Origin of the sequence: Pseudomonas sp. 8209 (assembly GCF_028682105.1) — a bacterium.
Taxonomy (GTDB): Bacteria; Pseudomonadota; Gammaproteobacteria; order Pseudomonadales; family Pseudomonadaceae; genus Aquipseudomonas; species Aquipseudomonas palmensis.
This window is the reverse complement of sequence record NZ_JANIAH010000005.1, coordinates 248,096-272,668: the sequence shown is the minus strand read 5'-3', so window position 1 is coordinate 272,668 and position 24,573 is coordinate 248,096. Positions and strand designations below refer to the sequence as shown.

23 protein-coding genes and 1 pseudogene are annotated in these 24,573 nt (G+C 64.3%); 14 read left to right on the top strand and 10 right to left on the bottom strand.

Annotated features, from left to right (window positions below):
* The first annotated feature begins 111 nt into the window (after positions 1-111).
* The 3 genes from NP552_RS12840 (at position 112) to sbcB (ending at position 2,490) form a co-directional block, all read left to right on the top strand.
* Entirely contained in the window at positions 112-501 is a 390-nt protein-coding gene (locus NP552_RS12840) for a tetratricopeptide repeat protein (protein WP_043862123.1), read from the top strand.
* A gap of 157 nt (positions 502-658) precedes the next feature.
* Positions 659-1,018 (top strand): PilZ domain-containing protein, encoded by a 360-nt coding sequence (locus NP552_RS12835; RefSeq protein ID WP_043862124.1) that lies wholly within the window; start codon positions 659-661, stop codon positions 1,016-1,018.
* A 38-nt stretch (positions 1,019-1,056) separates the two neighbouring features.
* On the top strand, positions 1,057-2,490 hold the full coding sequence (sbcB, locus tag NP552_RS12830; RefSeq protein ID WP_043862125.1) for an exodeoxyribonuclease I: 1,434 nt from the start codon (positions 1,057-1,059) through the stop codon (positions 2,488-2,490).
* Between the two features lie 72 nt (positions 2,491-2,562).
* Here sbcB and mvaT read toward each other — a convergent pair whose 3' ends face one another.
* Positions 2,563-2,940 carry a histone-like nucleoid-structuring protein MvaT gene (gene mvaT / locus NP552_RS12825; RefSeq protein WP_043862126.1) on the bottom strand — a complete coding sequence of 126 codons (378 nt, stop codon included), beginning with the start codon at positions 2,938-2,940 and terminating at the stop codon, positions 2,563-2,565.
* 300 nt (positions 2,941-3,240) lie between these two features.
* On the opposite strand from mvaT, the gene purU reads away from it, so the two are divergent.
* The gene (gene purU / locus NP552_RS12820; protein ID WP_043862127.1) at positions 3,241-4,089 is read left to right on the top strand and encodes a formyltetrahydrofolate deformylase; all 849 of its coding nucleotides are present in this window, start codon (positions 3,241-3,243) and stop codon (positions 4,087-4,089) included.
* Between the two features lie 50 nt (positions 4,090-4,139).
* On the opposite strand, the gene NP552_RS12815 is transcribed toward purU, so the two are convergent.
* The 5 genes and pseudogenes from NP552_RS12815 to NP552_RS26065 form a co-directional block, all read right to left on the bottom strand.
* Positions 4,140-5,132 (bottom strand): lysylphosphatidylglycerol synthase transmembrane domain-containing protein, encoded by a 993-nt coding sequence (locus tag NP552_RS12815; protein ID WP_043862128.1) that lies wholly within the window; start codon positions 5,130-5,132, stop codon positions 4,140-4,142.
* Complete coding sequence (locus NP552_RS12810) at positions 5,129-5,902, bottom strand: DUF2334 domain-containing protein (RefSeq protein ID WP_088515525.1); 774 nt, start codon at positions 5,900-5,902, stop codon at positions 5,129-5,131. Before NP552_RS12810 ends, NP552_RS12815 begins: the two co-directional genes overlap by 4 nt.
* On the bottom strand, positions 5,895-7,019 hold the full coding sequence (locus NP552_RS12805; RefSeq protein ID WP_054914809.1) for a glycosyltransferase family 4 protein: 1,125 nt from the start codon (positions 7,017-7,019) through the stop codon (positions 5,895-5,897). The genes NP552_RS12810 and NP552_RS12805 overlap by 8 nt, the downstream gene beginning before the upstream one ends.
* A 135-nt stretch (positions 7,020-7,154) precedes the next feature.
* Positions 7,155-7,919 carry a methyl-accepting chemotaxis protein gene (locus tag NP552_RS26070; RefSeq protein ID WP_370409115.1) on the bottom strand — a complete coding sequence of 255 codons (765 nt, stop codon included), beginning with the start codon at positions 7,917-7,919 and terminating at the stop codon, positions 7,155-7,157.
* Between the two features lie 93 nt (positions 7,920-8,012).
* Positions 8,013-9,029: pseudogene (locus NP552_RS26065) on the bottom strand (cache domain-containing protein); the annotation flags it as partial.
* 169 nt (positions 9,030-9,198) lie between these two features.
* Here NP552_RS26065 and NP552_RS12795 point away from each other — a divergent pair.
* Entirely contained in the window at positions 9,199-10,671 is a 1,473-nt protein-coding gene (locus tag NP552_RS12795; protein WP_058540901.1) for a helicase HerA-like domain-containing protein, read from the top strand.
* Here NP552_RS12795 and NP552_RS12790 read toward each other — a convergent pair.
* The 3 genes from NP552_RS12790 to NP552_RS12780 form a co-directional block, all read right to left on the bottom strand.
* The gene (locus NP552_RS12790) at positions 10,642-11,829 is read right to left on the bottom strand and encodes a Kelch repeat-containing protein (RefSeq protein WP_274096795.1); all 1,188 of its coding nucleotides are present in this window, start codon (positions 11,827-11,829) and stop codon (positions 10,642-10,644) included. The genes NP552_RS12795 and NP552_RS12790 overlap by 30 nt on opposite strands.
* Positions 11,830-11,974: 145 nt before the next feature.
* Positions 11,975-13,447 carry an inorganic phosphate transporter gene (locus NP552_RS12785; protein ID WP_043862134.1) on the bottom strand — a complete coding sequence of 491 codons (1,473 nt, stop codon included), beginning with the start codon at positions 13,445-13,447 and terminating at the stop codon, positions 11,975-11,977.
* A 327-nt stretch (positions 13,448-13,774) separates the two neighbouring features.
* On the bottom strand, positions 13,775-13,975 hold the full coding sequence (locus tag NP552_RS12780; RefSeq protein WP_043860747.1) for a hypothetical protein: 201 nt from the start codon (positions 13,973-13,975) through the stop codon (positions 13,775-13,777).
* Between the two features lie 343 nt (positions 13,976-14,318).
* On the opposite strand from NP552_RS12780, the gene pcaR reads away from it, so the two are divergent.
* From pcaR to pcaC, 9 genes are all read left to right on the top strand, one after another.
* Positions 14,319-15,194, top strand: a complete 876-nt coding sequence (gene pcaR / locus NP552_RS12775; RefSeq protein WP_173925037.1) for a pca regulon transcriptional regulator PcaR — start codon at positions 14,319-14,321, stop codon at positions 15,192-15,194.
* A gap of 284 nt (positions 15,195-15,478) precedes the next feature.
* Positions 15,479-16,825: an MFS transporter gene (locus NP552_RS12770; protein WP_274096794.1), complete on the top strand. Its 1,347-nt coding sequence runs from the start codon at positions 15,479-15,481 to the stop codon at positions 16,823-16,825.
* A 238-nt stretch (positions 16,826-17,063) separates the two neighbouring features.
* On the top strand, positions 17,064-17,924 hold the full coding sequence (locus tag NP552_RS12765) for a CoA transferase subunit A (RefSeq protein ID WP_043860749.1): 861 nt from the start codon (positions 17,064-17,066) through the stop codon (positions 17,922-17,924).
* Complete coding sequence (locus tag NP552_RS12760; protein WP_043860750.1) at positions 17,921-18,700, top strand: CoA-transferase subunit beta; 780 nt, start codon at positions 17,921-17,923, stop codon at positions 18,698-18,700. Before NP552_RS12765 ends, NP552_RS12760 begins: the two co-directional genes overlap by 4 nt.
* The gene (pcaF, locus tag NP552_RS12755) at positions 18,697-19,902 is read left to right on the top strand and encodes a 3-oxoadipyl-CoA thiolase (RefSeq protein ID WP_173925075.1); all 1,206 of its coding nucleotides are present in this window, start codon (positions 18,697-18,699) and stop codon (positions 19,900-19,902) included. The genes NP552_RS12760 and pcaF overlap by 4 nt, the downstream gene beginning before the upstream one ends.
* A 119-nt stretch (positions 19,903-20,021) precedes the next feature.
* Complete coding sequence (locus NP552_RS12750) at positions 20,022-21,311, top strand: MFS family transporter (protein WP_078479546.1); 1,290 nt, start codon at positions 20,022-20,024, stop codon at positions 21,309-21,311.
* A gap of 12 nt (positions 21,312-21,323) precedes the next feature.
* Positions 21,324-22,688 carry a 3-carboxy-cis,cis-muconate cycloisomerase gene (locus tag NP552_RS12745; RefSeq protein ID WP_274096793.1) on the top strand — a complete coding sequence of 455 codons (1,365 nt, stop codon included), beginning with the start codon at positions 21,324-21,326 and terminating at the stop codon, positions 22,686-22,688.
* An 11-nt stretch (positions 22,689-22,699) separates the two neighbouring features.
* A complete protein-coding gene (pcaD, locus tag NP552_RS12740; RefSeq protein WP_054914805.1) occupies positions 22,700-23,491 on the top strand; it encodes a 3-oxoadipate enol-lactonase in 792 nt (263 codons plus the stop codon).
* 10 nt (positions 23,492-23,501) lie between these two features.
* Complete coding sequence (gene pcaC, locus NP552_RS12735) at positions 23,502-23,894, top strand: 4-carboxymuconolactone decarboxylase (RefSeq protein WP_043860755.1); 393 nt, start codon at positions 23,502-23,504, stop codon at positions 23,892-23,894.
* A gap of 85 nt (positions 23,895-23,979) precedes the next feature.
* On the opposite strand, the gene NP552_RS12730 is transcribed toward pcaC, so the two are convergent.
* Positions 23,980-24,504, bottom strand: a complete 525-nt coding sequence (locus NP552_RS12730) for an Mpo1 family 2-hydroxy fatty acid dioxygenase (protein WP_274096792.1) — start codon at positions 24,502-24,504, stop codon at positions 23,980-23,982.
* Positions 24,505-24,573 lie beyond the last annotated feature (69 nt).

The following is a 24,573-nucleotide window of genomic DNA, read 5'->3' as shown; positions in this document are numbered from 1 at the left end:
GGGCGGTTGAACGAGTGGCAAGCGCCAAGCGCAATGCAGTCCGCTTGCCGCTGTTCCTCCTATAGCTTTCAAGGAAAGCGCCGATACACTGCTCAGTAGAGGAGACCCCCCATGCGAGCCTTGATCGTTTTAGCCCTGGCGACCAGTGTCGTCGGTTGCACCCGCTGGTCGATGGACCATCACCTGAACAATGCCTACCGCGCCTATGATCGCGGCAACTGCGAGCAGGTCATGCTCGAGCTGTCGCAGGTCGACCGCACCAGCCGTGCGCGCCCGTTCATCCACCCCGAGGCGTCGATGCTGCGCGGTCAGTGCCTGGAGCGCCAGAAGCTCTATGTGGATGCGGCGCAGACCTACCAGTACATCATCACCCAGTACCCGCGCAACGAGTACGCCTACCGTGCCCGCGCCCGCCTGCAGACCCTCGAGCAGCTTGGCCACTATCGCCCCAATGGCGAGCCGGCCATCGCCCGTCCGGCCAGCAGCACCCCCTGGCGTTGATGGCCGCGCAACGACGTCGATACTGACGTTAATACTAAAGTGCGCGGGTCCGAATGTGACGGGGCAGTCAGGTTGCGCTAGGCTTGTGAGGTACATGCGGTACACCAGAACGATCCAGCGCGACCCTGCTCAAGGGTCTTCGACAGCGACTCCTATCATGTTTACCGAACGTCGAATCGAGCGTCACCTGCTCCCGTATTACCTCAAGGTCTTCAACCGGTTTACCGGGTTGCCCATCGGTTATCTGGGCAATGTGTCCGAAGACGGCCTGATGCTGATCAGCGACCTGCCACTGCTGGTGGGCCCCGATTTCGAACTGCAGCTCAAGGTGCCCGGGCGCGCCGGTGCGCTGCACGTGATCAACCTCACCGCCAGCTGCCTGTGGTGCCACGAAGACGAGAACCCGGGGCACTACGATTCCGGCTTCATGCTGCTGCAGGCCCCTCGCGAATACGACGAGCTGGTGTCGTCGCTGCGCAACTATTTCAGCTTCCACCCGTTGAGTGCGTCGGCCTGAGGTAGACTCCCGGCAGATTTTCTGTTCAGGACGACGCCGTGAGCTCCAGCATTTTCTGGCACGACTATGAAACCACCGGTATCAACCCGCGCAGCGACCGGCCCCTGCAGGTGGCAGGGGTGCGCACCGATCTGGACCTCAACGAGATCGAGCCGCCGGTCAACCTCTTCTGCCAACCCGCCGACGATATTCTGCCGCACCCTGCGGCGTGCCTGATAACCGGTATTACCCCGGCGCAGTTGGCCACCCAGGGTCTGTGCGAAGCCGAGTTCATGACCCGGGTGCACGCCGAGCTGGCGCGCCCGGGTACTTGCGGGGCCGGCTACAACTCGCTGCGTTTCGACGACGAAGTGACGCGTTACAGCCTGTATCGCAACTTTTTCGACCCCTATGCCCGCGAGTGGCAGGGCGGCAACAGCCGCTGGGACCTTATCGATGTGGTGCGCACTGCCTACGCCTTGCGCCCCGATGGCATCCAGTGGCCGCAGCGCGACGGCCAGGTGAGCCTGAAGCTGGAGTTGCTGACGGCGGCCAATGGCATCGATCACGGGCAGGCGCACGAGGCGCTTGCGGATGTGCGTGCCACGTTGGCAATGGCACGCTTGATCCGCGAGAAGCAACCCAGGCTGTATGCATGGTTGTTCCAGTTGCGCAGCAAGCAGAAAGTCCTCGATCAAGTGCGTTTGTTGCAACCGCTTGTGCATATTTCCGGACGCTTTTCTGCGGCACGTAATTATCTTGGCGTGGTGCTGCCCCTGGCCTGGCATCCACGCAATCGCAATGCGCTGATTGTGTGCGACTTGCATCAGGACATCGCCCCATTGCTGACGGAAGATGCCGAAGTGTTGCGTCAGCGTCTGTACACCCGACGCGAGGAAATGTCCGAGGGACAATTGCCGGTACCGTTGAAATTAATTCAGATCAATCGCTGCCCGGTGGTCGCGCCCTTGAGTGTATTGCGCGGTGAAGATCAGCAACGCCTTGGCCTGGATATGACGTTGTATCAACAGCGCGCCGAGCAGTTGAGTGCCGCCCAGGCCGTGTGGCAGAACAAGTTGAGCGCTATTTATGACAGTCAGGAATTCGCCCCGAGCGAAGACCCCGAGCAACAGCTGTATGACGGGTTTATCGGTGATCGCGACCGACGCCTGTGTGAACAAGTAAGAACCGTGGAGCCCGAGCAATTAGCCACGGGTCAGTGGATGTTCGACGATGCACGATTGCCGGAGTTGCTGTTTCGCTACCGTGCGCGCAATTTTCCGCAGACCTTGGATGCACAGGAGCGCCAGCGTTGGCTCGGGTTCTGCCAGCAGCGCCTGAGCGACCCGGCAATGGGCGCTCCGAATACCCTTGAAGGCTTCGAGCAGGCATTGCAGAGCGCCTGGCTGGATGCCGATGCCACGCAGCGCGAGTTGCTGGCGCAATGGCGAGCCCATGCCATGAACTTGCGCGAACGGTTTGCCCTGCAGTAATTGCAGGCAATAAAAAACGCCAGCATGCTGGCGTTTTGGGCTGACCTGTAACCGGGTTACAGTGTCCAGCGATTAACCGAGCAGGGTCGCCCAGCCTTCTACTACGTCACCACCCCACTTGGCTTTCCACTCTTTGAGTGTCTTGTGGTTGCCACCTTTGGTTTCGATGACTTCGCCATTGTGCGGGTTCTTGTATTGCTTGACCTTGCGTGCACGCTTGGTGCCGGTGGTTTTAACCGGGCCGCGAGGGGCCTTGTTCAGTTTGGCCTCAGGGTCCAGCAGAGCAATAATGTCGCGCAGCGACTTGGAGTACTCGCCCATCAGCTCGCGCAGTTTGGCTTCAAACTCCAGCTCGGTTTTCAGCTTGTTGTCTTCGGACAGGTTCTTCAGGCGGGCTTGCAGTTCTTTGATGGCTTCTTCGGTAGCGCGGTATTCGTTGATCAGGGACATGAGGTATTCCTTGGAGGGAAGGGACGCAGGACAGCGGTGCAGCAATAATAGTCAGACACTTAATACAAGTAAACATTAAACCGCCGTCATTGCGGAATACCTTCATAATTGAAAGGGTATTGTGACGAGATACTCCCAATTATCCGCTTCAATTGTTAAATAACTTTAATGTGCCCTTGACGAGGTGCAAGCCCAGGCTGGCTGCGGTGTGAGGTTGTGATACACGGTATGCAATCACTACTGCAGTTTTTCCGGGCAGTCGTTAGAATACGCGCCTTTGCGAACTCTGGAGCCCCTCTCATGCGCACCTATCGGCTGGTGATCGCTTGCCCCGACCGTGTCGGCATCGTCGCCAAAGTCAGTAATTTTCTGGCGTCCCATAACGGCTGGATCACCGAAGCGAGCCATCATTCCGATGACCTGAGCGGCTGGTTCTTCATGCGTCACGAAATCCGTGCCGATACCCTGCCTTTCGGCATCGAGGCGCTGCGCGAAGCGTTCGCGCCGATTGCCGAAGAGTTTTCGATGGTGTGGCGCATTACCGACACCGACCAGAAGAAACGCGTGGTGCTGATGGCCAGCCGCGAGTCCCATTGCCTGGCCGACCTGCTGCACCGCTGGCACAGCAACGAGCTGGACTGCGATATCCCGTGCGTGATCTCCAACCACAACGACCTGCGTAGCATGGTCGAGTGGCACGGCATTCCGTTCTACCACGTACCGGTCGACCCGCAGAACAAGCAGCCGGCATTTGCCGAGGTGTCGCGTCTGGTCAAGGAGCATGCCGCCGACGTGGTGGTGCTGGCGCGCTACATGCAGATCCTGCCGCCACAGCTGTGCCAGGAATACGCCCAGCAGGTGATCAACATTCACCACAGCTTCCTGCCGTCGTTCGTGGGGGCCAAGCCGTATCACCAGGCGTCGATGCGAGGCGTGAAGCTGATCGGCGCCACCTGCCACTACGTGACCGAAGAGCTGGATGCCGGCCCGATCATCGAGCAGGACGTGGTGCGTGTGAGCCACAGCGACAGCATCGAGGACATGGTGCGTTTCGGTCGCGACGTCGAGAAGATGGTGCTGGCCCGCGGCCTGCGCTATCACCTGGAAGATCGCGTGCTGGTGCACGGCAACAAGACGGTGGTGTTCTAGGACCGCACCGGCCCTTCGCCAGCCTTGCTGGCGAAGGGCACAACGCGTGTCTACCGCCGTGCCAGGCGCAACCGCTCCAGCAGCGGCTTGCCCAGCAGGCAGACGAACACCGGGCCGCCCACCACCAGATAGAAGTAGTACGTCACCACCCGCCATATCAGAATCGCCGCTGCCGCGGTCGACTTGCCCACCATGGGCGTCAGCAGCGTCGCCGAGGTCAACTCCGCCGCGCCAGCCCCGCCGGGCAACAGGCTGAACTGGCCGGCACTCAGGGCGAGCATCTGCACCAGAAAGCTCGACACCCACTGCAGGTCTGTCCCCAGCCCGCGCAACACTAGGTACAGCACGCTGTAGCGCAGCGCCCAGTGCAGGCAGGTGAGCCCGAACACCAGCGCCAGTACCCGCTTGGGCAGGCGCCAGGTGGCGGCAAACGCGCGAAAGAAATGCAGCACCTTGCGCGCCCAGCGTCGGCACGTGGCGTCACGCACCTTCAACCGCCGCAGCAGCCGGCCCATCGCACGCATCAACCCGCGGCGCCAGCGCAGTATCGCCAGCCCCGCCAGCAGGGCGGCGAACATCATCAGCGCACTGGCCAGCAGCATGCCCTGCATGCTTGCGCTGAAGCGGTGGAACAGCATGTAGATGACAATCCCGAACATCGCGCACAGGAAGAACACCAGGTCATTGAGCTGGTCCATGGCGAACACCGCGCTGCTCTGGGCCGGGCGCACCCGGTGCCTGGCCAGCAGGGCCACCAGCGCCAATGGCCCGCCGCTGCCGCCGGGGGTGGAGCAGATGGCGAACTCGGTGGCCATGATCACCCCCAGGCTGCGCACCCGCCCCAGCGCCGCCCCCTGGGTGCCGAGCAGCAGACGCAGGCGCAGGGCGTTGATGCACCAGCACAGCACGATCATGCCGAACAACCCCATCAGCAGCGCCAGCGGGAACCGCTGCAGGCGCGGCAGCAGGTCGCTGCCGCCCAGCAGCGTCGGTACCAGCAGCGCCAGCAGCAGGGCCAGCGTGAGCCAGCCCAGGCGAGTCATGCGCCGGGCCTGCTGGCCAGCCAGGCCATCTTGGTCATGGGGGTACGGCCCTGCTGCAGCAGTTGCTGCAGGGTGTCGAGCCAGTAGCGGCGCGAGTAGGCATGGCGCATGTCCACCGGGTGCAGCCCGAGGCGGATCGTGGCCGCCTGCTGCAGGCGTGCCCGGCGCGCCTCGCTGAGCACTTTCGACAGCCCGCGGCGCCAGGCACTGCGGGCGCTCCACACCAGCCCCGGGGCGTCGATGCGGCTGAAATCGGGCAGGCGGAACAGGTGCTGCGGGTCGCTGGTGTAGTGCAGCGGGGTTTCGCGCAGGGCCTGGCGAGTGCCTTCGCTCATCAGCCAGGCCGGGGCAACGAAGCCGGTCAGCGGCCAATCGCAGGCCTGGAACAGCTCGATCCCGGCATTCAGGCGATGCAGCGCCTGGGCCTGGCCCAGGGCGTAGAACTCACCCTCCCAGGTATAGATGCGGCGCATGAAGTACTCGCGCGGCGAACGTGGCGGCGGGCCGTCGTCGGCATGGTAGTAGCCATGCAGGGCCAGTTCGTCGCCCCGGCTCAGTCGCCGCTCCAGCACCTGGCGAAAGGCCGGGGCCTGCTGCACAGGGTTGCGCCGGTGGAAGTCGGGTACCACCAGCAGGGTCATGGGGATGTCGCCCAGGGCGTCCACGGCTTCGACGAAGGGCTGGTAGTCGGGCCAGGTTTCCGGGGCCACGTCGTGCAGCACCAGCAGCACGCTGGGGCGCTGGTTGTGCAGGTCAGGCTGTTCAGGCATGGGCGCGCACCGGTTGCTCGTGATGACCCAGCACGGCCCGATAGTGTTCGAGCAGGCCGCCGACCACCGTGTCCCAGGCGTAGTGCTGTTCGGCATGCCGGCGTGCCTGCTGCCCCAGTTGCGGTGCGCCGGCCTCGAACAGCTCGCGCACGGCGGCGGCCATCGCCTGGCCGTCGTTGGGCGTGCACAGCCGGCCGTAGCCCGGTTCGACGATTTCGGTAAAGGCCCCGGCCGCTACCGCCACCACCGGGATGCCGCTGGCCATGGCCTCGAGTATCACCAGCCCGAAGGTCTCCTGGTCGCCGGCGTGCAGCAGCGCATCGGCACTGGCCAAAAGGCGGGCGACCTGGGTGGCCGGGCAGAAGTGGTTGATGATGGTGACGTTGGCCGGCACGTTGCTGGGCATGTGCGAACCCACCAGCAGCAGGTGGTAGTGCTTGCCCAGGCGTTTCATGCAGTCCAGCAGCACGGGCAGGTTCTTCTCCCGGGAGCCGCGCCCGGCGAACACCAGCAGGCGCGTGGTGTCGGCCAGCCCCAGTTCGGCGCGCAGGCCGGGGTCGCGATGATCGGGGTGGAAGGTCTGCAGGTCCACCCCGAGGCGCTGTACATGCACATTGCCGATGCCCAGCCCGCGCAGCTTGTCGGCCATCACCTGGCTGGGCGCCAGCACCCGGTCGAAGTTGCCGTACAGCTTGCTGACATAGGCTTCGACATTGGGCGTGAACCAGTGGCCCATGCGGTTGCCGACCAGCAGCGGCAGGTCGGAATGATAGAACCCGATCACCGGCACATCGAGCTGGCGCCGTGCATCGAGCGCGGCCCAGGCGGTGAGGTAGGGGTCGCCCACTTCGATCAGGTCCGGTTGCAGGTCATGCAGCACGTTGCGCCAGGGCGCCAGACGCAGCGGGAAGCGGTAGCCATTGCCGAAGGGCAGGGCGGGGGCAGGCACCTGATAGATGCCATTGGCATGGCTGGCGCTGGCGCCGGGGATCAGCAGGCTGTGGCGAACGCCGGGGTTCAGGCCCAGGCGGCGGTGTTTGGCATCAAGATAGGTACGCACACCGCCACTGGCGGGGGCGTAGAACATGGTGATGTCAGCGATGTGCACGATCAGCATCCCTCCGAGACCGTCTTCAGGTTGTCATCGCGCATGGATATGCGGTGGATGACGCGCCCTAGGGTGGACCTCAGTGAAGGATAGTTTGTTCGATCATGTTGCGCGCCCGGCGAGCAAGCCGCCGGGCGCGCGCGGTCAGATGCGGAAGGTACCGACCAGGTGCTTGAGGCGGCCGGCCTGCTGTTCCAGGTCGGAACAGGCACGCAGGGTGGCCTGCAGGTTCTCCACGCCTTCCTGGTTGAGCATGTTGATTTCGTTGATGTCCATGTTGATCGACTCGACCACCGAGGTCTGCTCTTCGGTGGCGGTGGCCACCGACTGGTTCATGCCGTCGATCTCGCCGATACGCAGGGTGACGCTGCCCAGGCGTTCGCCGGCCTGGTTGGCGATCGAGACGCTGTCCTGGCTGTGGCGCTGGCTCTGGCTCATGGTGTCGACCGACTCGCGGGCGCCGACCTGCAGCTCTTCGATCATGCTCTGCACCTGTTGTGCCGACTCCTGGGTACGGTGGGCCAGGTTGCGCACTTCATCGGCCACCACGGCAAACCCGCGCCCGGCTTCACCGGCACGGGCCGCCTCGATGGCCGCGTTGAGGGCCAGCAGGTTGGTCTGTTGCGAGATGCTGGTGATCACTTCGAGGATCTGACCGATGTTCACGGTCTTGCTGTTGAGCGTCTCGATGTGCGAGCTGGAGGTGGAGATAAGGTCCGACAGACGGTTCATCGCCTGGATGCTGCGGTCTACCACCTGCTGGCCCTCTTCGGCCAGGTGGCGTGCAGAGCTGGCCTGCTGCGAGGCTTGCGCGGCGTTATGGGCGATTTCCTGGGCAGCGGCGCCCAGCTCGTTGATCGCGGCGGCCACGCTGTTGGTGCGGTTGGCCTGCTCGTCGGAGTTGACCATCGAGGAGTTGGAGGCGCTGACCACGCGCAGTGCCACTTCGTTGACCTGCTGGGTGGCCGAGGACACTTCGCGGATCGAGCTGTGGATACGCTCGACGAAGTGGTTGAAGGCGCGGCCCAGGGTGCCGAATTCGTCGTTGCTGTGGATGCTCAGACGCTTGGTCAGGTCGCCTTCGCCCTGGGCGATGTCTTCCATGGCGCGGGTCATGATGTGCAGCGGTTGCAGCAGCACGCGGATGAGCATGCCGAGCAGGGCGATGATGATGGCCACCGCAATCACGGTGACGATCACCGCCGAGGTGCGGAACTTGCTCAGCATCGCGTAGGCTTTTTCTTTATCGATCGAGAGACCGATGTGCCAGTTGGCCGATGGCAGGCCTTTGACCGGTGCGAAACTGAGGATACGGGTCTGGCCGTTGTTCTCGACCTCGGTCAGTTCCTTGGTCAGGCGCGGGGTGTTGTTCGGGTACAGGTCCGACAGCGACTTCATCACCAGGTCCTTGTCCGGGTGCACCAGGATCTTGCCTTGGTCGTTCACCAGAAACGCGTAACCCATGCCGCCGAAATTCAGGGAGTTGATGATCTTGACCAGGGCGTCCAGCTCCATGTCGCCACCGACCACGCCCAGTTCGCGCGACACTGTGGCGTTCATGCCGATCACCATCTTGCCGGTACTGATGTCCAGGTAGGGTTCGGTCAGGGTCGGGCCGTTGGCCGCCATGCTGTCCTTGTACCAGTCGCGGATGCGCGGATCGTAGCCGTCAGGCATCTGGATCACCGGGCGCACGGTGAAGCCGCCGTCGGTCTTGCCCATGTACACCGTGATGAAGCTCGACGCCAGCACCTTCTGGTCCAGCAGCGAATCGAGGTTGCCGGGAGCTGCCGCGATGTTCTGTGCCAGGTTCTCTACCAGCAGCAGGCGTCCTTCGAAGAGGTTCTTGATGTTGGTCGAGGCGGCATCGCCCATTTCGCCGACATAGTTTTCCAGATCTTCGTGAATCGCATTACGCTGCAGGTAATCGTTGTAGAGAGTAAAGAGGGTGAAGGCCACAAGGACGATCAGGGAAGCAGCCAGCAAGATCTTATGGCTGAAACGGAAGCTTTTATTCATGGCGTATTGGGTCCGCTAAGGTCTTTATATCCGGGTCATTCGCACAAAGGCATCTTGAAAGCAGTGCAGTTCCCATGTCCTTGTCGGGCTTTTCCTGACTTTCTGGGTGAAACATCAACACTTGGTATCGGCCGAGTACTACTAAAGCTTGAACAGAGGGTGAAAAAACATGCCTGACTCTTCGCAGTTCATTCTCGGTGCGGACCTGGCGGGGCAGCCGGTGTGCCAGGCCATGCGCCTGGCCAACCGTCACGGACTGGTTGCCGGGGCCACCGGCACCGGCAAGACCGTGACCTTGCAGCACCTGGCCGAGGCCTTCAGCGATGCCGGCGTGGCGGTGTTCGCTGCCGACGTCAAAGGCGACCTGTGCGGCCTGGGTGCGGTGGGCAGCCCGCAGGGCAAGGTGGCCGAGCGGATTGCCGGCATGCCCTGGCTCGAGCATCGGCCGCAGGCGTATCCGGTGACCCTGTGGGATGTGCACGGCAAGTCCGGGCACCCGTTGCGCACGACCTTGAGCGAAATGGGCCCGTTGCTGCTGGGCAACCTGCTCGAACTCAACGACAGCCAGCAGGCGGCGCTGTATGCGGCGTTCAAGGTGGCCGATCGCGAGGGCCTGTTGCTGCTGGACATCAAGGACCTCAAGGCGCTGCTCGGCCACCTCAAGGACAACCCGCAGGTGCTCGGCGAAGACAGTGCGCTGATGACCAGCGGTTCCAGCCAGGCCCTGTTGCGGCGCCTGGCGACCCTGGAGCAGCAAGGGGCCGAGGCTCTGTTCGGTGAGCCGGCGTTGCAGTTGCCAGACCTGCTGCAGCCTGCTGCCGACGGGCGCGGGCGCATCCACCTGCTCGATGCCAGCCGCCTGGTGCACGAGGCGCCGAAGGTGTATGCGACCTTCCTGCTGTGGTTGCTGGCGGAGCTGTTCGAGCAGTTGCCCGAGCGTGGCGATGCGGACAAGCCTCTGCTGGCGCTGTTTTTCGATGAGGCGCACCTGTTGTTCAGCGGCACGCCCAAGGCCTTGCAGGATCGTCTGGAACAGGTGGTGCGGTTGATTCGTTCCAAGGGGGTGGGGGTGTATTTCGTGACTCAGTCGCCGGGCGACCTGCCGGACGATGTGCTCGCCCAGCTCGGCCTGCGTATCCAGCATGGCTTGCGTGCGTTCACGGCCAAGGAGCAGAAGTCGCTGCGGGCGGTGGCCGATGGGTTTCGGCCGAACCCGGCGTTCGACACCCTGGCGGTGCTGACCGAGCTTGGCATTGGCGAGGCGTTGGTGGGCACCCTGCAGGACAAGGGCACGCCGGGCATGGTCGAGCGGGTACTGATCGCGCCGCCGCAATCGCGCATCGGGCCGTTGAGCGAGGCCGAGCGGGCGGCGCTGATTGCGGCGTCGCCGTTGCAGGGGCGCTATGACAAGCCGATCGATCGGGAGTCGGCGTACGAGATATTGATGGCGCGCAAGGGGCAGGTGCCATCGGCGCAGCAGGCGCCGGCTGAGGAAAGCCTGGCCGACAAGGCCGGGGAGTTCTTGCAGAGCGCGGCGGGGCAGGCGATCAAGTCGGCGGTGCGCCAGGCGGCCAATCAGTTCGGACGGCAACTGGTGCGGGGCTTGATGGGCTCACTGCTGGGGGGCAGCAAGCGCCGCTGACAAGGCGTCGAGGCAGTGGAGTTGCCGGTTCGCCGGCAAGTTCTCAAGCGGGCCCGAAGGCACCGAGCCGGTACCCTGCGCAGGCTCGGCAGGTTGTGCCAAGGGGCCGCAGCAGTGCTCGCAGCTTCGTGTATAGGCCGTGTCGGGTGTGAGCAGTTGGCCTGCGCACAGCAGCACGCCCTGACCGTCGGGCAGCAACGTGGCGCTGTGGGAGAAACGCGGTTCGTTCAGCTCGCTGCCCAGCACCCATGCATCCTGGCGTGGGTCGTACAGCTCGGTGCTGGGGCGGTAGGGCAGTCTGGTATGGCCGGCCACCAGCAGCCGACCATCGGGCAGCAACGTGGCGGTGTGCCCCTGGTGTCCACGCTGCATGGGCGGGCCACTTCGCCAGGTATTGGTTAGCGGATCGTACAGAAACGATTCCAGTGCACTTTCACCAAACGGCATGCAGGTGCCGCCCGCCACCATCACCTGGCCATTGTTCAGCAGCGTGGCCGTATGCTGCATGCGGGGGGCAGGCAATGGCCTGGTCGGCTCGAACCGCCCGGTCTGCGGGTCGAAGAGTTCACAGTGGGTCAGTGCCTGGTCGGGGGCATAGCCGCCGATAATCAGCACCTTGCCGGAATCGAGCAACGTGGCGCTGTGGGTCATGCGTGCCTGACTGCGCTCACCGAGCTGATACCACTCGTCGCTGGCGACGTCGTACAGCTCGACGATGTCGAGCACTTTACCGGTATCGCCCTTGAGGTGGTTGCCGCCGATGACAAGCACCTTGTTCGTGCCGCCCCACAATGACGTAGCGGTGTGGCTGAAGCGGGCAACCTGGAGGCTGCGCAGCGTTGTCCAGCATGAGCGGATGGGGTCGAAACGCTCGACGTGGTCGCTGGCTTCCCCGGTTTGCGAGCCGCCCACCAGCAGAAAGGACCTGTCGTCGAGAGTGACCGTGAGTTGCGAGAATGCCGCCTTCTGCTTGGGGGGCTGATGCGTCCATTCGCGCTGCTCAAAGCTGAAGCGTTCCACGCTGTCGGTGGCAAGCCCGCCATTGGTGATGCCGCCGGCAACCAGCACATCGCCATTGGGCAAACGCATGGCGCTGTGCAGGGCCCGGGCGATGAGCATGGCGCCAGCGCAAGCGTGGATATGGCCGTCCTTCGACATGTGCATTCTCCTTGTCGGCGTGAAAAGGAGGGTGCGCTGCAGGTGGCCCATCGTCTACTGACATAAATGACAGTGCGTTTGCGCAGGGCCATGAAAAAAGGGCCAGCCAAATGAATGGCTGACCCTTCTGCGGTGCAGCGTTATTTCAACCGATGGCTTTGGACGCCAACCAGAACAACCCCGCCGACAAGGCGATCGTCGCCGGCAGGGTCAGCACCCAGGCCAGCAGAATGGTGCGCACGGTGCCGCCTTGCAGGCCGCTCTTGTTCGCCACCATGGTCCCGGCCACACCCGACGACAGCACGTGGGTGGTCGACACCGGCAGGCTGAAGATGTTGGCCGCGCCAATCGCGCAGGCTGCGGTGATCTGCGCCGACATGCCCTGGGCATAGGTCATGCCCTGCTTGCCGATCTTCTCGCCAATGGTCAGTACCACACGCTTCCAGCCCACCATGGTCCCCAGGCCCAGGGCCAGGGCCACCGCCAGGATCACCCAGAACGGCGCGTACTCGGTGGTCGCGGTCAGGTCACGACGCAGTTTGTCCAGGTCGGCCTTTTCACGTGCTTCCAGGCCTGGCAACTTGCTGACCTTTTTCGCCGTGTCATCCAGGCACAGCAGGTAACGCCGCACTTCCACGCGCTTCTCGGCAGTCAGCGAATGGTAGTCCGCCACGCCGTTGAGCGACTGCTGCAGCGCGGTGATGGTCGGCTCGGTCTGTTGCGGATTGCAGCTGAACTGCTCCGGCAGGTCACCGGCCTTGGCCTTGCCCAGTGCCAGGAATTCGCCCAGGGTTTCGCTGTTGCGCTGGTAGAACTGGCTCAGGTGCAGGGTCGCGTCACGGGTACGTTCGATCTGGTAGGTAGTGCTGTTCAGGTCCAGCACGAACTGCGCCGGTACGATGCCGATCAGCACCAGCATGATCAGGCCGATACCTTTCTGACCATCGTTGGAACCGTGTACGAAGCTGACGGCCATGGCCGAAATGACCAGTACCAGGCGGTTCCAGAACGGCGGGTGCTTCTTGTCGTCGAGCTTGCGGCGCTGTTCAGGCGTCTTGTGCATCTTCGACAGCGGACGCCACCACTTCAGGCCGATCAGCACCAGCGCGGCCACGGCAAAGCCGGCCATGGGCGAGAGCACCAGCGACATGCCGATGTCGATTGCCTTCTGCCAGTTGACCCCGTCACCCAGTGGAATGTCGTTGAGCAGCGCGTTGGCCAGGCCCACGCCCAGGATCGAGCCGATCAGGGTGTGCGAGCTGGACGCCGGGATGCCGAAGTACCAGGTACCCAGGTTCCACGCGATGGCCGCGGCCAGCAGCGAGAAGACCATGGCCAGGCCATGCCCGGTGTTCACATTGATCAGCAGCTCCACCGGCAGCAGGTGCACGATGGCATACGCCACCCCGACTCCGCCCAGCAGGACGCCAAGAAAATTGAACACGCCGGAAAAGAACACGGCCAGGTGCGGCGGCATGGCTTTGGTATAGATGACAGTCGCTACCGCATTGGCGGTGTCATGAAAGCCATTGATGAACTCGAAGGCGAGCACGAAGGTCAAGGCGAGCAACAGGCTCACCAGTACCCAGGCATCAAGTCCGCTGAATAAATCGATCATGAAGGAATTCTGACCCGGTCATAAGGGGGCGCGATTATGCCAGAAATCCTGGGTAATCGATGCACTAGGTGCTGACCGGTCGGGGCGCTTTTGCGGGGGGGCAGGGCACTGCAGGAGGGGAGGGTAATCGAGAAAGATCGGCAAAAATCAGAAAAAATAACGCGAACGGTCAAGAAAAAACCGATGTTTTCCACGGCTGAATAATTCAAACGACCGTATTAAATTTGTGAGATTACGTAACGGTTTCATCTTCGACGCCGCAAGGGTCGCCCAAGGCACCGTCTTCGTGCCGGTGCCGTGCCCAGGGGCGGGCGCTTTATCCGAGGGTCAGGGCTCCTGTGGGCTGAGCTCCTTTTCGATCTTTTGCAGTTCCACGGCAAATGCCTGGTCCAGCAGGCTGGCACGTTTGCGCCAGGGTTTGCGTTCGGGGTCTGGTTGGGCGGCGTATGTGGTGACTTCTCCGCCATAAACGTCCTTGTAACGTTGTTCCTGGCGCTCGAGTTCAGCGCGCAGTTCATCTTTCGTCACAGTGTTTCCTGAAGTTGGAGTTGATGCCGATTTCAACACAAGCACGTTTAACCCGACGACAGCGGCACAGGCCATTGTGTCGAGCGTCTATATAAGACGAGGGTGATTGCAGTTGAATGGCTGTTTTACACCTTCTGTCGGGGCCTGTCAGCCCGGCAGAAGCAAAAACGGCCTTGCTGGTGGGCAAGGCCGTGCCTGGGACTTCTACGGTGGGTACCTGACCAGTCTCTCCAAGAAGCCACATGTGGCAGGCGAAAGGTATAAGCAATTGTAGGTATCGGTCAATTGCGATTATCGGCCGATGGTTCGATAATCGCCCAAGTGAAGTTTGCCGAGGTGAGTCATGAGTGAAGAAACAGGGGGCAAAGGCCCAGGCCTGAACGACAACGTGCGCAGCTCTTTCGCTTCGTTGGCGCCGCCCATCGTGGCCTCGCCGGCCAAGCGCATCCAGGCGTTCACCGGCGACCCGGATTTCATGACGTCGCTGGCGCGGGGCCTGGCGGTGGTGCAGGCGTTCCAGGAGCGCAAGCGGCACCTGACCATCGCCCAGATCAGCCACCGCACCGAGATCCCGCGGGCGGCGGTTCGCCGTTGCCTGCACACGCTGATCAAGCTCGGCTATGCCACCACCGACGGGCGCACCTATTCATTGCTGCCCAAGGTGCTGACCCTGGGTCATGCCTACCTGTCCTCGACGCCATTGGCGGTATCGGCGCAGCCGTACCTGGACCGCATGAGCGACCAGCTGCACGAGGCCTGCAACATGGCCACCCTCGAAGGTGACGACATTCTCTACATCGCCCGCTCGGCGACGGTGCAGCGCCTTATTTCGGTGGACCTGTCGGTGGGCGGGCGCCTGCCGGCCTATTGCACCTCGATGGGGCGCATCCTGCTGGCGGCGCTGGACGACGCCACCTTGCACGAATACCTGGAGCACGCCGACCTGCAGGCCAAGACCAGCCGTACCGTGCACGACCCGGCAGCCTTGCTGGAAATCCTCCAGCAGGTGCGCGAGCAGGGCTGGTGCGTGGTCGACCAGGAGCTGGAGCAGGGCCTGCGTTCGATCGCGGTGCCGGTGTACGACGCCTCCGGCCAGGTGCTGGCGGCGCTGAACATCAGCACCCACGCCGGGCGGGTGAGTCGCAGCGAGCTGGAACAGAAGTTCCTGCCGATCATGGTGGCGGCCAGCCGCGACCTGAGTACCCAGCTGTTCAGTTGAATGCGTCGAGCGGTTCCTGTTCGATAAACGCACAGTCTTGCGTTTATCGAATTGCGCCGCGTCGCGCGCCTTATTAATGTCCCTCGCATCAAGTGGCCCCTGACGGCCTCCAATAATAATGAGCGAGAGAACACCCCATGACCTGCACCCTGTCCTGCTTCAGCCTGTACCTGCCCGCCTGCCGGCTGCACGGTAGCTGACCCTTTCCAAAAGACCCGTACCCGACCGTCTGTGCCGTTCACGCGCGCACCCGCACACTCGCGCGCATCTTCTGGATAAAAACAATGAATAGTCCCCAAGCTGCTGTTGGAAACTGCCTGGATGTGCAGTCGTTCATCAATGCCCAGCCGTTGTCGCGTTACCAATGGCGGGTGGTCATCCTGTGCTTTCTGATCGTGTTCCTCGACGGCCTGGACACCGCCGCAATGGGGTTCATTGCCCCGGCACTGTCCCAGGACTGGGGCATCGACCGCGCCAGCCTGGGCCCGGTGATGAGCGCCGCGCTGATCGGCATGGTGTTCGGTGCGCTGGGCTCGGGGCCGCTGGCCGACCGTTTCGGGCGCAAGGTGGTGCTGGTGGGCGCGGTGTTGCTGTTCGGCGCGTTCAGCCTGGCCTCGGCCTATGCCACCAACGTCGACCAGTTGCTGGTGCTGCGCTTTCTGACCGGCCTGGGCCTTGGCGCCGGCATGCCGAACGCCACCACGCTGCTGTCCGAATACACCCCCGAGCGGCACAAGTCGTTGCTGGTCACCAGCATGTTCTGCGGCTTCAACCTGGGCATGGCCGGTGGCGGGTTCATTTCCGCCAAGCTGATCCCGATGTTCGGCTGGCACAGCCTGCTGCTGATCGGCGGCATCCTGCCGCTGCTGCTGGTGGTGGTACTGATGGTGTGGCTGCCGGAGTCGGCGCGTTACCTGGTGGTGCGCAACAAGGGCACCGACCGGGTACGCCGCACATTGGCGCCGATCGAGCCGGGCATCGTCAACCAGGCTGCCAGCTTCAGCGTGCCGGAACAGAAGACGGTCAAGGCGCGCAACGTGTTCGCGGTGATCTTCTCGGGCACCTACAGCTTCGGCACGCTGCTGTTGTGGCTGACCTATTTCATGGGCCTGGTGATCGTCTACCTGCTGACCAGCTGGCTGCCCACGCTGATGCGTGACAGCGGCGCGAGCATGGAGCAGGCGGCGTTCATCGGTGCGCTGTTCCAGTTCGGCGGCGTGCTCAGCGCGGTGGCGGTAGGCTGGGCGATGGACCGCTACAACCCGCACAAGGTGATCGGCACCTTCTACCTGCTGGCCGGGGTGTTCGCCTACGCGGTGGGCCAGAGCCTGGGCAACATCACGCTGCTGGCGACCCTGGTGCTGATTGCCGGCATGTGCGTGAACGGGGCGCAGTCGGCGATGCCGTCGCTGGCGGCGCGCTTCTACCCCACCCAGGGCCGCGCCACCGGCGTGTCGTGGATGCTGGGCATCGGCCGGTTTGGCGCGATTCTCGGGGCCTGGATGGGCGCCACGTTGCTGGGCCTGGGCTGGAACTTCGAACAGGTGCTGACGGCCCTGGTGATCCCGGCCGCGATCGCGACGGTGGCGGTGGTGATCAAGGGTGTGGTGAGCCACGCTGACGCGACCTGACCGGCTGGCAGTAGCGCCCCTATCGCGGGTCAAGCCCGCTCCCACATGGATCTCCACCGTACCTGTGGGAGCGGGCTTGACCCGCGATGGTTTGTGGATCCTTAGCACAACAACAATACGTTCGATAATCGAACGCTATGGCGATTATCGGATTGTACGGCCCAATGCGCCGCCTTAATCTGAGCTCATGCCGGTGCCGCCCAGAGGCACCTCTGAAACCGCTCTCCAGGAGTCTGCAATGGCTGAAATCCTCTCGCTCCACGACGCCGTGAAGCAGTTCGTCAACGACGGCGACAGCGTCGCCCTCGAAGGCTTCACGCATTTGATCCCGACCGCCGCCGGGCACGAAATCATTCGTCAGGGCAAGAAGGATCTGACCCTGGTGCGCATGACCCCCGACCTGATCTACGACCAGCTGATCGGCGCCGGCTGTGCCCGCAAGCTGATCTTCTCGTGGGGCGGCAACCCGGGTGTCGGTTCGCTGCACCGCCTGCGTGACGCGGTCGAGAAGCAGTGGCCGCACGCCATGGAAATCGAAGAACACAGCCACGCCGACCTCGCCAACGCCTACGTTGCCGGTGCCTCGGGCCTGCCGTTCGCGGTGCTGCGCGCCTACGCCGGCTCCGACCTGCCCAAGGTCAACCCGCTGATCAAGAGCGTGACCTGCCCGTTCACCGGTGAGGTGCTGGCCGCCGTGCCGTCGGTTCGCCCGGACGTCACCGTGATCCACGCGCAGAAGGCCGACCGCAAGGGCAACGTGCTGCTGTGGGGCATCCTGGGTGTGCAGAAGGAGGCCGCCCTGGCCGCCAAGCGCTGCATCGTCACCGTGGAAGAGATCGTCGACGACCTCAACGCGCCAATGAATGCCTGCGTGCTGCCCACCTGGGCACTGTCGGCCGTGTGCCTGGTACCGGGCGGGGCGCACCCGTCCTACGCGCACGGCTACTCCGAGCGTGACAACCGCTTCTACCAGGCCTGGGACCCGATTGCCCGCAGCCGTGAGACCTTCACCGCCTGGATCGACGAATACATTCGCGGCACCGCCGACTTCCCTGCCTTCAAGGCAAAACTGGCCAGCGCTTCGGAGGCTGCACAATGAGCTACTCCACCAATGAAATGATGACCGTTGCCGCTGCCCGCCGCCTGCGCAACGGCGCCGTGTGCTTCGTCGGCATCGGCCTGCCGTCCAAGGCCGCCAACCTGGCACGCCTGACCTCTTCGCCCGACGTGGTATTGATCTACGAATCGGGCCCTATCGGCGCCAAGCCAACGGTACTGCCGCTGTCCATCGGTGACGGCGAGCTGGCCGAAACCGCCGATACCGTGGTGCCCACCGGCGAGATCTTCCGCTACTGGCTGCAGGGCGGGCGCATCGACGTGGGCTTTCTGGGCGCCGCCCAGGTCGACCGTTTCGGCAACATCAACACCACCGTGGTCGGCGACTACCACCAGCCCAAGGTACGCCTGCCGGGTGCCGGTGGCGCACCGGAAATCGCCGGCTCCGCCAAGACCGTGCTGATCATCCTCAAGCAGTCCTCGCGCGCCTTCGTCGACAAGCTCGACTTCATCACCTCGGTCGGCCACGGCGAAGGCGGCGACTCGCGCAAACGCCTGGGCCTGCCCGGTGCTGGCCCGGTGGGCATCATCACCGACCTGTGCATCATGGAACCTGAAGCCGGTAGCAACGAATTCGTGGTCACCTCGATTCACCCGGGTGTGACCCGCGAGCAGATCGTCGCCGCCACCGGCTGGGCGATCCGCTTTGCCGACAGCGTCGAAACCACCGTGGCGCCGAGCGAAGTCGAGCTGACTGCGCTGCGCGACCTCGAAGCGCGCACGGCGGCCGCCCACGGCCAAGCGCCGGGAGAAGCCTGATGCGTGACGTATTCATCTGCGACGCGATTCGCACCCCCATCGGCCGCTTCGGCGGCGCCCTGGCCGGCGTGCGCGCCGACGACCTGGCGGCGGTACCGCTCAAGGCGCTGATCGAGCGCAACCCCACGGTGCAATGGGACCAGCTCGACGAAGTGTTCTTCGGCTGCGCCAACCAGGCCGGTGAAGACAACCGCAACGTGGCGCGCATGGCCCTGCTGCTGGCCGGGCTGCCCGACAGCGTGCCGGGTGTGACCCTCAACCGCCTGTGCGCCTCGGGCATGGACGCCATCGGCACGGCGTTTCGCGCCATTGCCAGCGGCGAGATGGAGCTGGCGATTGCCGGCGGCGTCGAGTCGATGTCCCGTGCACCGTTCGTGATGGGCAAGGCCGAAAGCGCCTACTCGCGCAACATGAAGCTGGAAGACACCACCATCGGCTGGCGCTTCATCAACCCGCTGATGAAGGCCCAGTACGGCGTGGACGCGATGCCGCAGACCGCCGACAACGTGGCCGACGACTATCAGGTATCGCGCGCCGACCAGGATGCCTTCGCCCTGCGCAGCCAGCAGCGCACCGCCAAGGCCCAGGCCGCTGGCTACTTCGCCGAAGAGATCGTGCCGGTGCGCATCGCGCACAAGAAGGGCGAGACCGTGGTCGAGCACGACGAACACCCGCGCGCCGACACCACCCTCGAAGCCCTGGCCAGGCTCAAGCCGGTCAACGGCGCGGACAAGACGGTCACCGCCGGCAACGCTTCGGGCGTCAACGACGGCGCCGCGGCGCTGATACTGGCGTCGGCCGAGGCGGTGCAAAAGCATGGCCTGACCCCGCGCGCGCGCGTGCTCGGCATGGCCAGTGCCGGCGTTGCCCCCCGGGTAATGGGCATCGGCCCGGTGCCGGCGGTGCGCAAGCTGATCGAGCGCCTGGGCGTGGCGGTCACCGATTTCGACGTGATCGAGCTCAACGAAGCGTTCGCCAGCCAAGGCCTGGCCGTGCTGCGCGAACTCGGCATTGCCGACGACGCGCCGCAGGTCAACCCCAACGGCGGCGCCATTGCCCTGGGGCACCCGTTGGGCATGAGCGGCGCACGCCTGGTGCTGACAGCGCTGCACCAGCTGGAGAAATCCGGCGGGCGCAAAGGCCTGGCGACCATGTGCGTGGGTGTCGGGCAGGGCCTGGCCCTGGCCATCGAGCGCGTGTAATCAATGACCCCGCTGCTGCGACCTCCACGCAAGGTCGGGGCAGCGGGGTGATTGTTCTGTGGAACGTGAGTGTTACCGAGTGTGTCTAGACTTCAGACATCCTCCCAGAGTGAATTGCCATGACTTCAATCCATTACACCGGCGAAGAACGCAGCAAACGCATTTTCGCCATCGTCGGTGCCTCCTCGGGCAACCTCGTGGAATGGTTCGACTTCTACGTCTATGCCTTCTGCGCGATCTACTTTGCCCCGGCTTTCTTCCCCTCTGACGACCCGACGGTGCAGCTGCTCAACACCGCCGGCGTGTTCGCCGCCGGGTTCCTGATGCGGCCCATCGGCGGCTGGCTGTTCGGCCGTGTGGCCGACCGCCACGGGCGCAAGAATTCGATGATGATCTCGGTGCTGATGATGTGCGCCGGCTCGCTGGTGATTGCCTGCCTGCCGACCTACGCCAGCATCGGTGCCTGGGCACCGGCGCTGCTGTTGCTGGCGCGGCTGTTCCAGGGCCTGTCGGTGGGCGGCGAATACGGCACCACCGCCACCTACATGAGCGAGGTGGCCCTGCGCGGCCAGCGCGGTTTCTTTGCTTCGTTCCAGTACGTGACCCTGATCGGCGGGCAACTGCTGGCGGTGCTGGTGGTGGTGATCCTGCAGCAACTGCTCACCGAAGATGAGCTGCGCGCCTGGGGCTGGCGCATCCCGTTCGTGGTGGGTGCCATCGCGGCGGTGATCTCGCTGTTCCTGCGTCGCTCGCTGGAAGAGACCAGCAGCGCCGAAACCCGCAACGACAAGGATGCCGGCAGCCTAGGCGGCCTGTTCCGCAACCACAAGGCGGCGTTCATCACCGTGCTTGGCTACACCGCCGGCGGCTCGCTGATCTTCTACACCTTCACCACCTACATGCAGAAGTACCTGGTGAACACTGCGGGCATGAGCGCCAAGACCGCCAGCTTCATCATGACCGGTGCACTGTTCCTGTACATGTGCATGCAGCCGCTGTTCGGCATGCTCTCGGACCGCATCGGCCGGCGCAATTCGATGCTCTGGTTCGGCGCCCTGGGCACCCTGTGCACGGTGCCGATCCTGCTTACCCTGAAAACCGTCACCAGCCCGTTCCTGGCCTTTGTGCTGATCACCCTGGCGCTGGCCATCGTGAGCTTCTACACCTCGATCAGCGGGCTGGTCAAAGCCGAGATGTTCCCGCCGCAGGTACGTGCGCTGGGCGTGGGCCTGGCCTACGCGGTGGCCAACGCGATCTTCGGCGGCTCGGCCGAATATGTGGCACTGGGGCTCAAGTCGCTGAACATGGAAAACGCCTTTTACTGGTACGTTACGGTGATGATGGCGATTGCCTTCCTGTTCAGCCTGCGCCTGCCCAAGCAGGCGGCATACCTGCACCACGATCATTGAGAAGGACCACCGATGAACCAACGTCCGGGCAATCAGCTGTTCGATGCCTACTTCACCGCGCCGGCCATGCGCGCCGTGTTTTCCGACCGTGGCCGGGTGCAGGGCATGCTCGATTTCGAAGCCGCGTTGGCCCGCGCCGAAGCGGCGGTGGGGCTGATCCCGCAGGTGGCGGTGGCACCGATCGAAGCGGCCTGCCAGGCCGAGCGCTATGACTTCGCGGCCCTGACCGAGGCCATCGCGGTGGCCGGCAACTCGGCCATCCCGCTGGTCAAGGCGCTGGGCAAGGTGATTGCCAGCGGCGTGCCCGAAGCCGAGCGCTTCGTGCACCTGGGCGCTACCAGCCAGGATGCGATGGACACCGGGCTGGTGCTGCAATTGCGCGATGCCCTGGGCCTGATCGAAGCCGACCTGGCGCGCCTGGCCGACAGCCTGGCGCACCAGGCGCTGCAGCATGCCGACACGCCGCTGGCCGGGCGCACCTGGCTGCAACATGCAACGCCCGTGACCCTGGGCATGAAGATCGCCGGCTGGCTCGGTGCACTCACCCGTCACCGTCAGCGCCTGCAGGAGCTCAAGCCGCGCCTGCTGAGCCTGCAGTTCGGCGGCGCCTCCGGCACCCTGGCGGCGCTGGGCAACAAGGCATTGCCGGTGGCCGAGGCGCTGGCCGGGCAGCTCAGGCTGAGCCTGCCCGAGCAGCCCTGGCATACCCAGCGTGACCGCCTGGTGGAGTTCGCCTCGGTGCTGGGCATGATCGCCGGCAGCCTGGGCAAGCTGGGACGCGATGTGAGCCTGCTGATGCAGACCGAGGCGGCGGAGGTGTTCGAGCCTGCTGCGCCGGGCAAGGGCGGCTCGTCGACCATGCCGCACAAGCGCAACCCGGTGGGCGCGGCGGTGCTGATCGGCGCCGCTACCCGTGTACCGGGGCTGGTGTCCACGCTGTTCGCGGCCATGCCCCAGGAGCACGAGCGCAGCCTGGGCCTGTGGCATGCCGAATGGGAAACCCTGCCCGAGATCTGCTGCCTGGTGTCCGGCGCCCTGCGCCAGGCCCAGGTGATTGCCGAGGGCCTGGAGGTGGATGCTGCGCGCATGCGCCGCAACCTCGACCTGACCCAGGGCCTGGTGCTGGCCGAGGCGGTCAGCATCGTGCTGGCCCAGCGACTGGGCCGGGACACCGCACACCACCTGCTGGAAACCTGCTGCAAGCGTGCGGTGGCCGAACAGCGTCAGCTGCGCGACGTGCTGGGCGACGATCCGCAGGTGACTGCCGAGCTGTCGGCGGACGAACTCGACCGCCTGCTCGACCCTGCTCATTACCTGGGCCAGGCCCGCGTGTGGGTGGCGCGGGCGGTGGCTGAACACCAACAATTCAAGCGTTGAAGGAGGCCGTTGTGGCTAGCGTACAACTCGCTGATGGCGTACTGAACTACCGGCTCGACGGGCCCGAGGGCGCACCGGTGCTGGTGCTGTCCAACTCGCTGGGCACCGACCACACCATGTGGGACCCGCAACTGCCGGCATTTGCCGCGCATTTTCGGGTACTGCGCTACGACACCCGCGGGCATGGCCAGTCGCTGGTGACCGAGGGGCCGTACAGCATCGAGCAACTGGGGCGTGACGTGCTGGCACTGCTGGACGCGCTGAAGATCGAGCGGGCGCATTTCTGCGGCCTGTCCATGGGCGGGCTGATCGGGCAGTGGCTGGGCATCCATGCCGGCGAGCGCCTGAACCGCCTGATCGTGTGCAACACCGCAGCCAAGATCGGCAACGACGAGGTATGGAACCCGCGCATCGACATGGTGCTGCGCGACCGCGAGGCGGCGATGGTGGGGCTGCGCGACGCCTCCATCGAGCGCTGGTTCACCAAGGCCTATGCGCAGGCCAACCCGGACCAGGCCAAGCGCATCACCGACATGCTGGCGGGCACTTCGCCCGATGGCTATGCGGCCAACTGCGGCGCGGTGCGCGATGCGGACTTCCGGGACCAGTTGGGTGAGATCAAGGTGCCGCTGCTGGTGATTTCCGGCAGTGCCGATGCGGTCACGCCGCCGGCTGGCGGGCGCTTCATCCAGGAGCATGTGGTGGGTGCCGAGTATGCCGAGTTCCAGGCGGCGCACCTGTCCAACGTTGAAGTCGGCGCGCCGTTCAGCCGCCGCGTGATCGATTTTCTGCTGGCCCGCTGAGGAGTAGCTTGTGGACGAAAAAGAACGTTACGAGGCCGGCATGCAGGTGCGGCGTGCGGTACTGGGCGATGCCCATGTGGACCGCAGCCTGAGCAACCTCACCGAGTTCAACGGCGAGTTCCAGGAAATGATCACCCGGCACGCGTGGGGCGATATCTGGACGCGGCCGGGGTTGCCACGCCATACCCGCAGCCTGATCACCATCGCGATGCTGATCGGCATGAACCGCAATGAAGAGCTGAAGCTGCACTTGCGGGCGGCGGCGAACAACGGCGTGACCCGCGAAGAGATCAAGGAAGTGCTGATGCAGAGCGCGATCTATTGCGGGATCCCGGCGGCCAATGCCACGTTCCACCTGGCGGAGTCGGTGTGGGATGAACTGGGCGTCGAATCCCGCGCCTGATCTTCAGGGCCTCTTCGCCAGCAAGGCTGGCTCCTACAGTGTGTGCGTGCCGTTGTAGGAGCCGGCCTTGCCGGCGAACGGGCCTTCAGATTGCCGCCTTTTTCGAGCGACTACCCACCGGCCCCGCATTCGCCTCGATCGACCGCTTCAACTCCCCGCGCAACCCCAGCACGAACGCCATCTCCGCCACCACGAACAACGGCCCCACGATCAGCCCGCTGATGTCGTCCACAAACGCCGGCTTGCGCCCCTCGTAATAGTGGCCGACGAACTGGATCACCCAGCCCACCACGAACAGCCCCAGCCCCGCACTCAGCCACACCAGCGTGCTTTGAACCGCCAGTACCTGCCCGGCCCACAGGCACAAGCCCAGCAACACGCTCATCAGCAACCCGAAGCGGGTGTCCAGGCGCAGGTAGAACCACGCCGACCACAGCGCCACCAGCAATGCAGGCGACAGCCACACCCCGCCCAATGCCATGCCCGGACGCGACAGCAGCACCGTGACCGCCACCACGATCAGCGGGATACCCACGAAGTGCGTGGCGATGTTGCGTGGGTCGCGGTGGTAGGTCGCGTATTGACTCAGGTGCTCGACGAGGCTTTTCATTGTTGTTCCTCCTGTAGGATTGCCCGAGCTTGCCCTGCGCAGGCACCGTCGTCTGTCGGCTAGCCGACA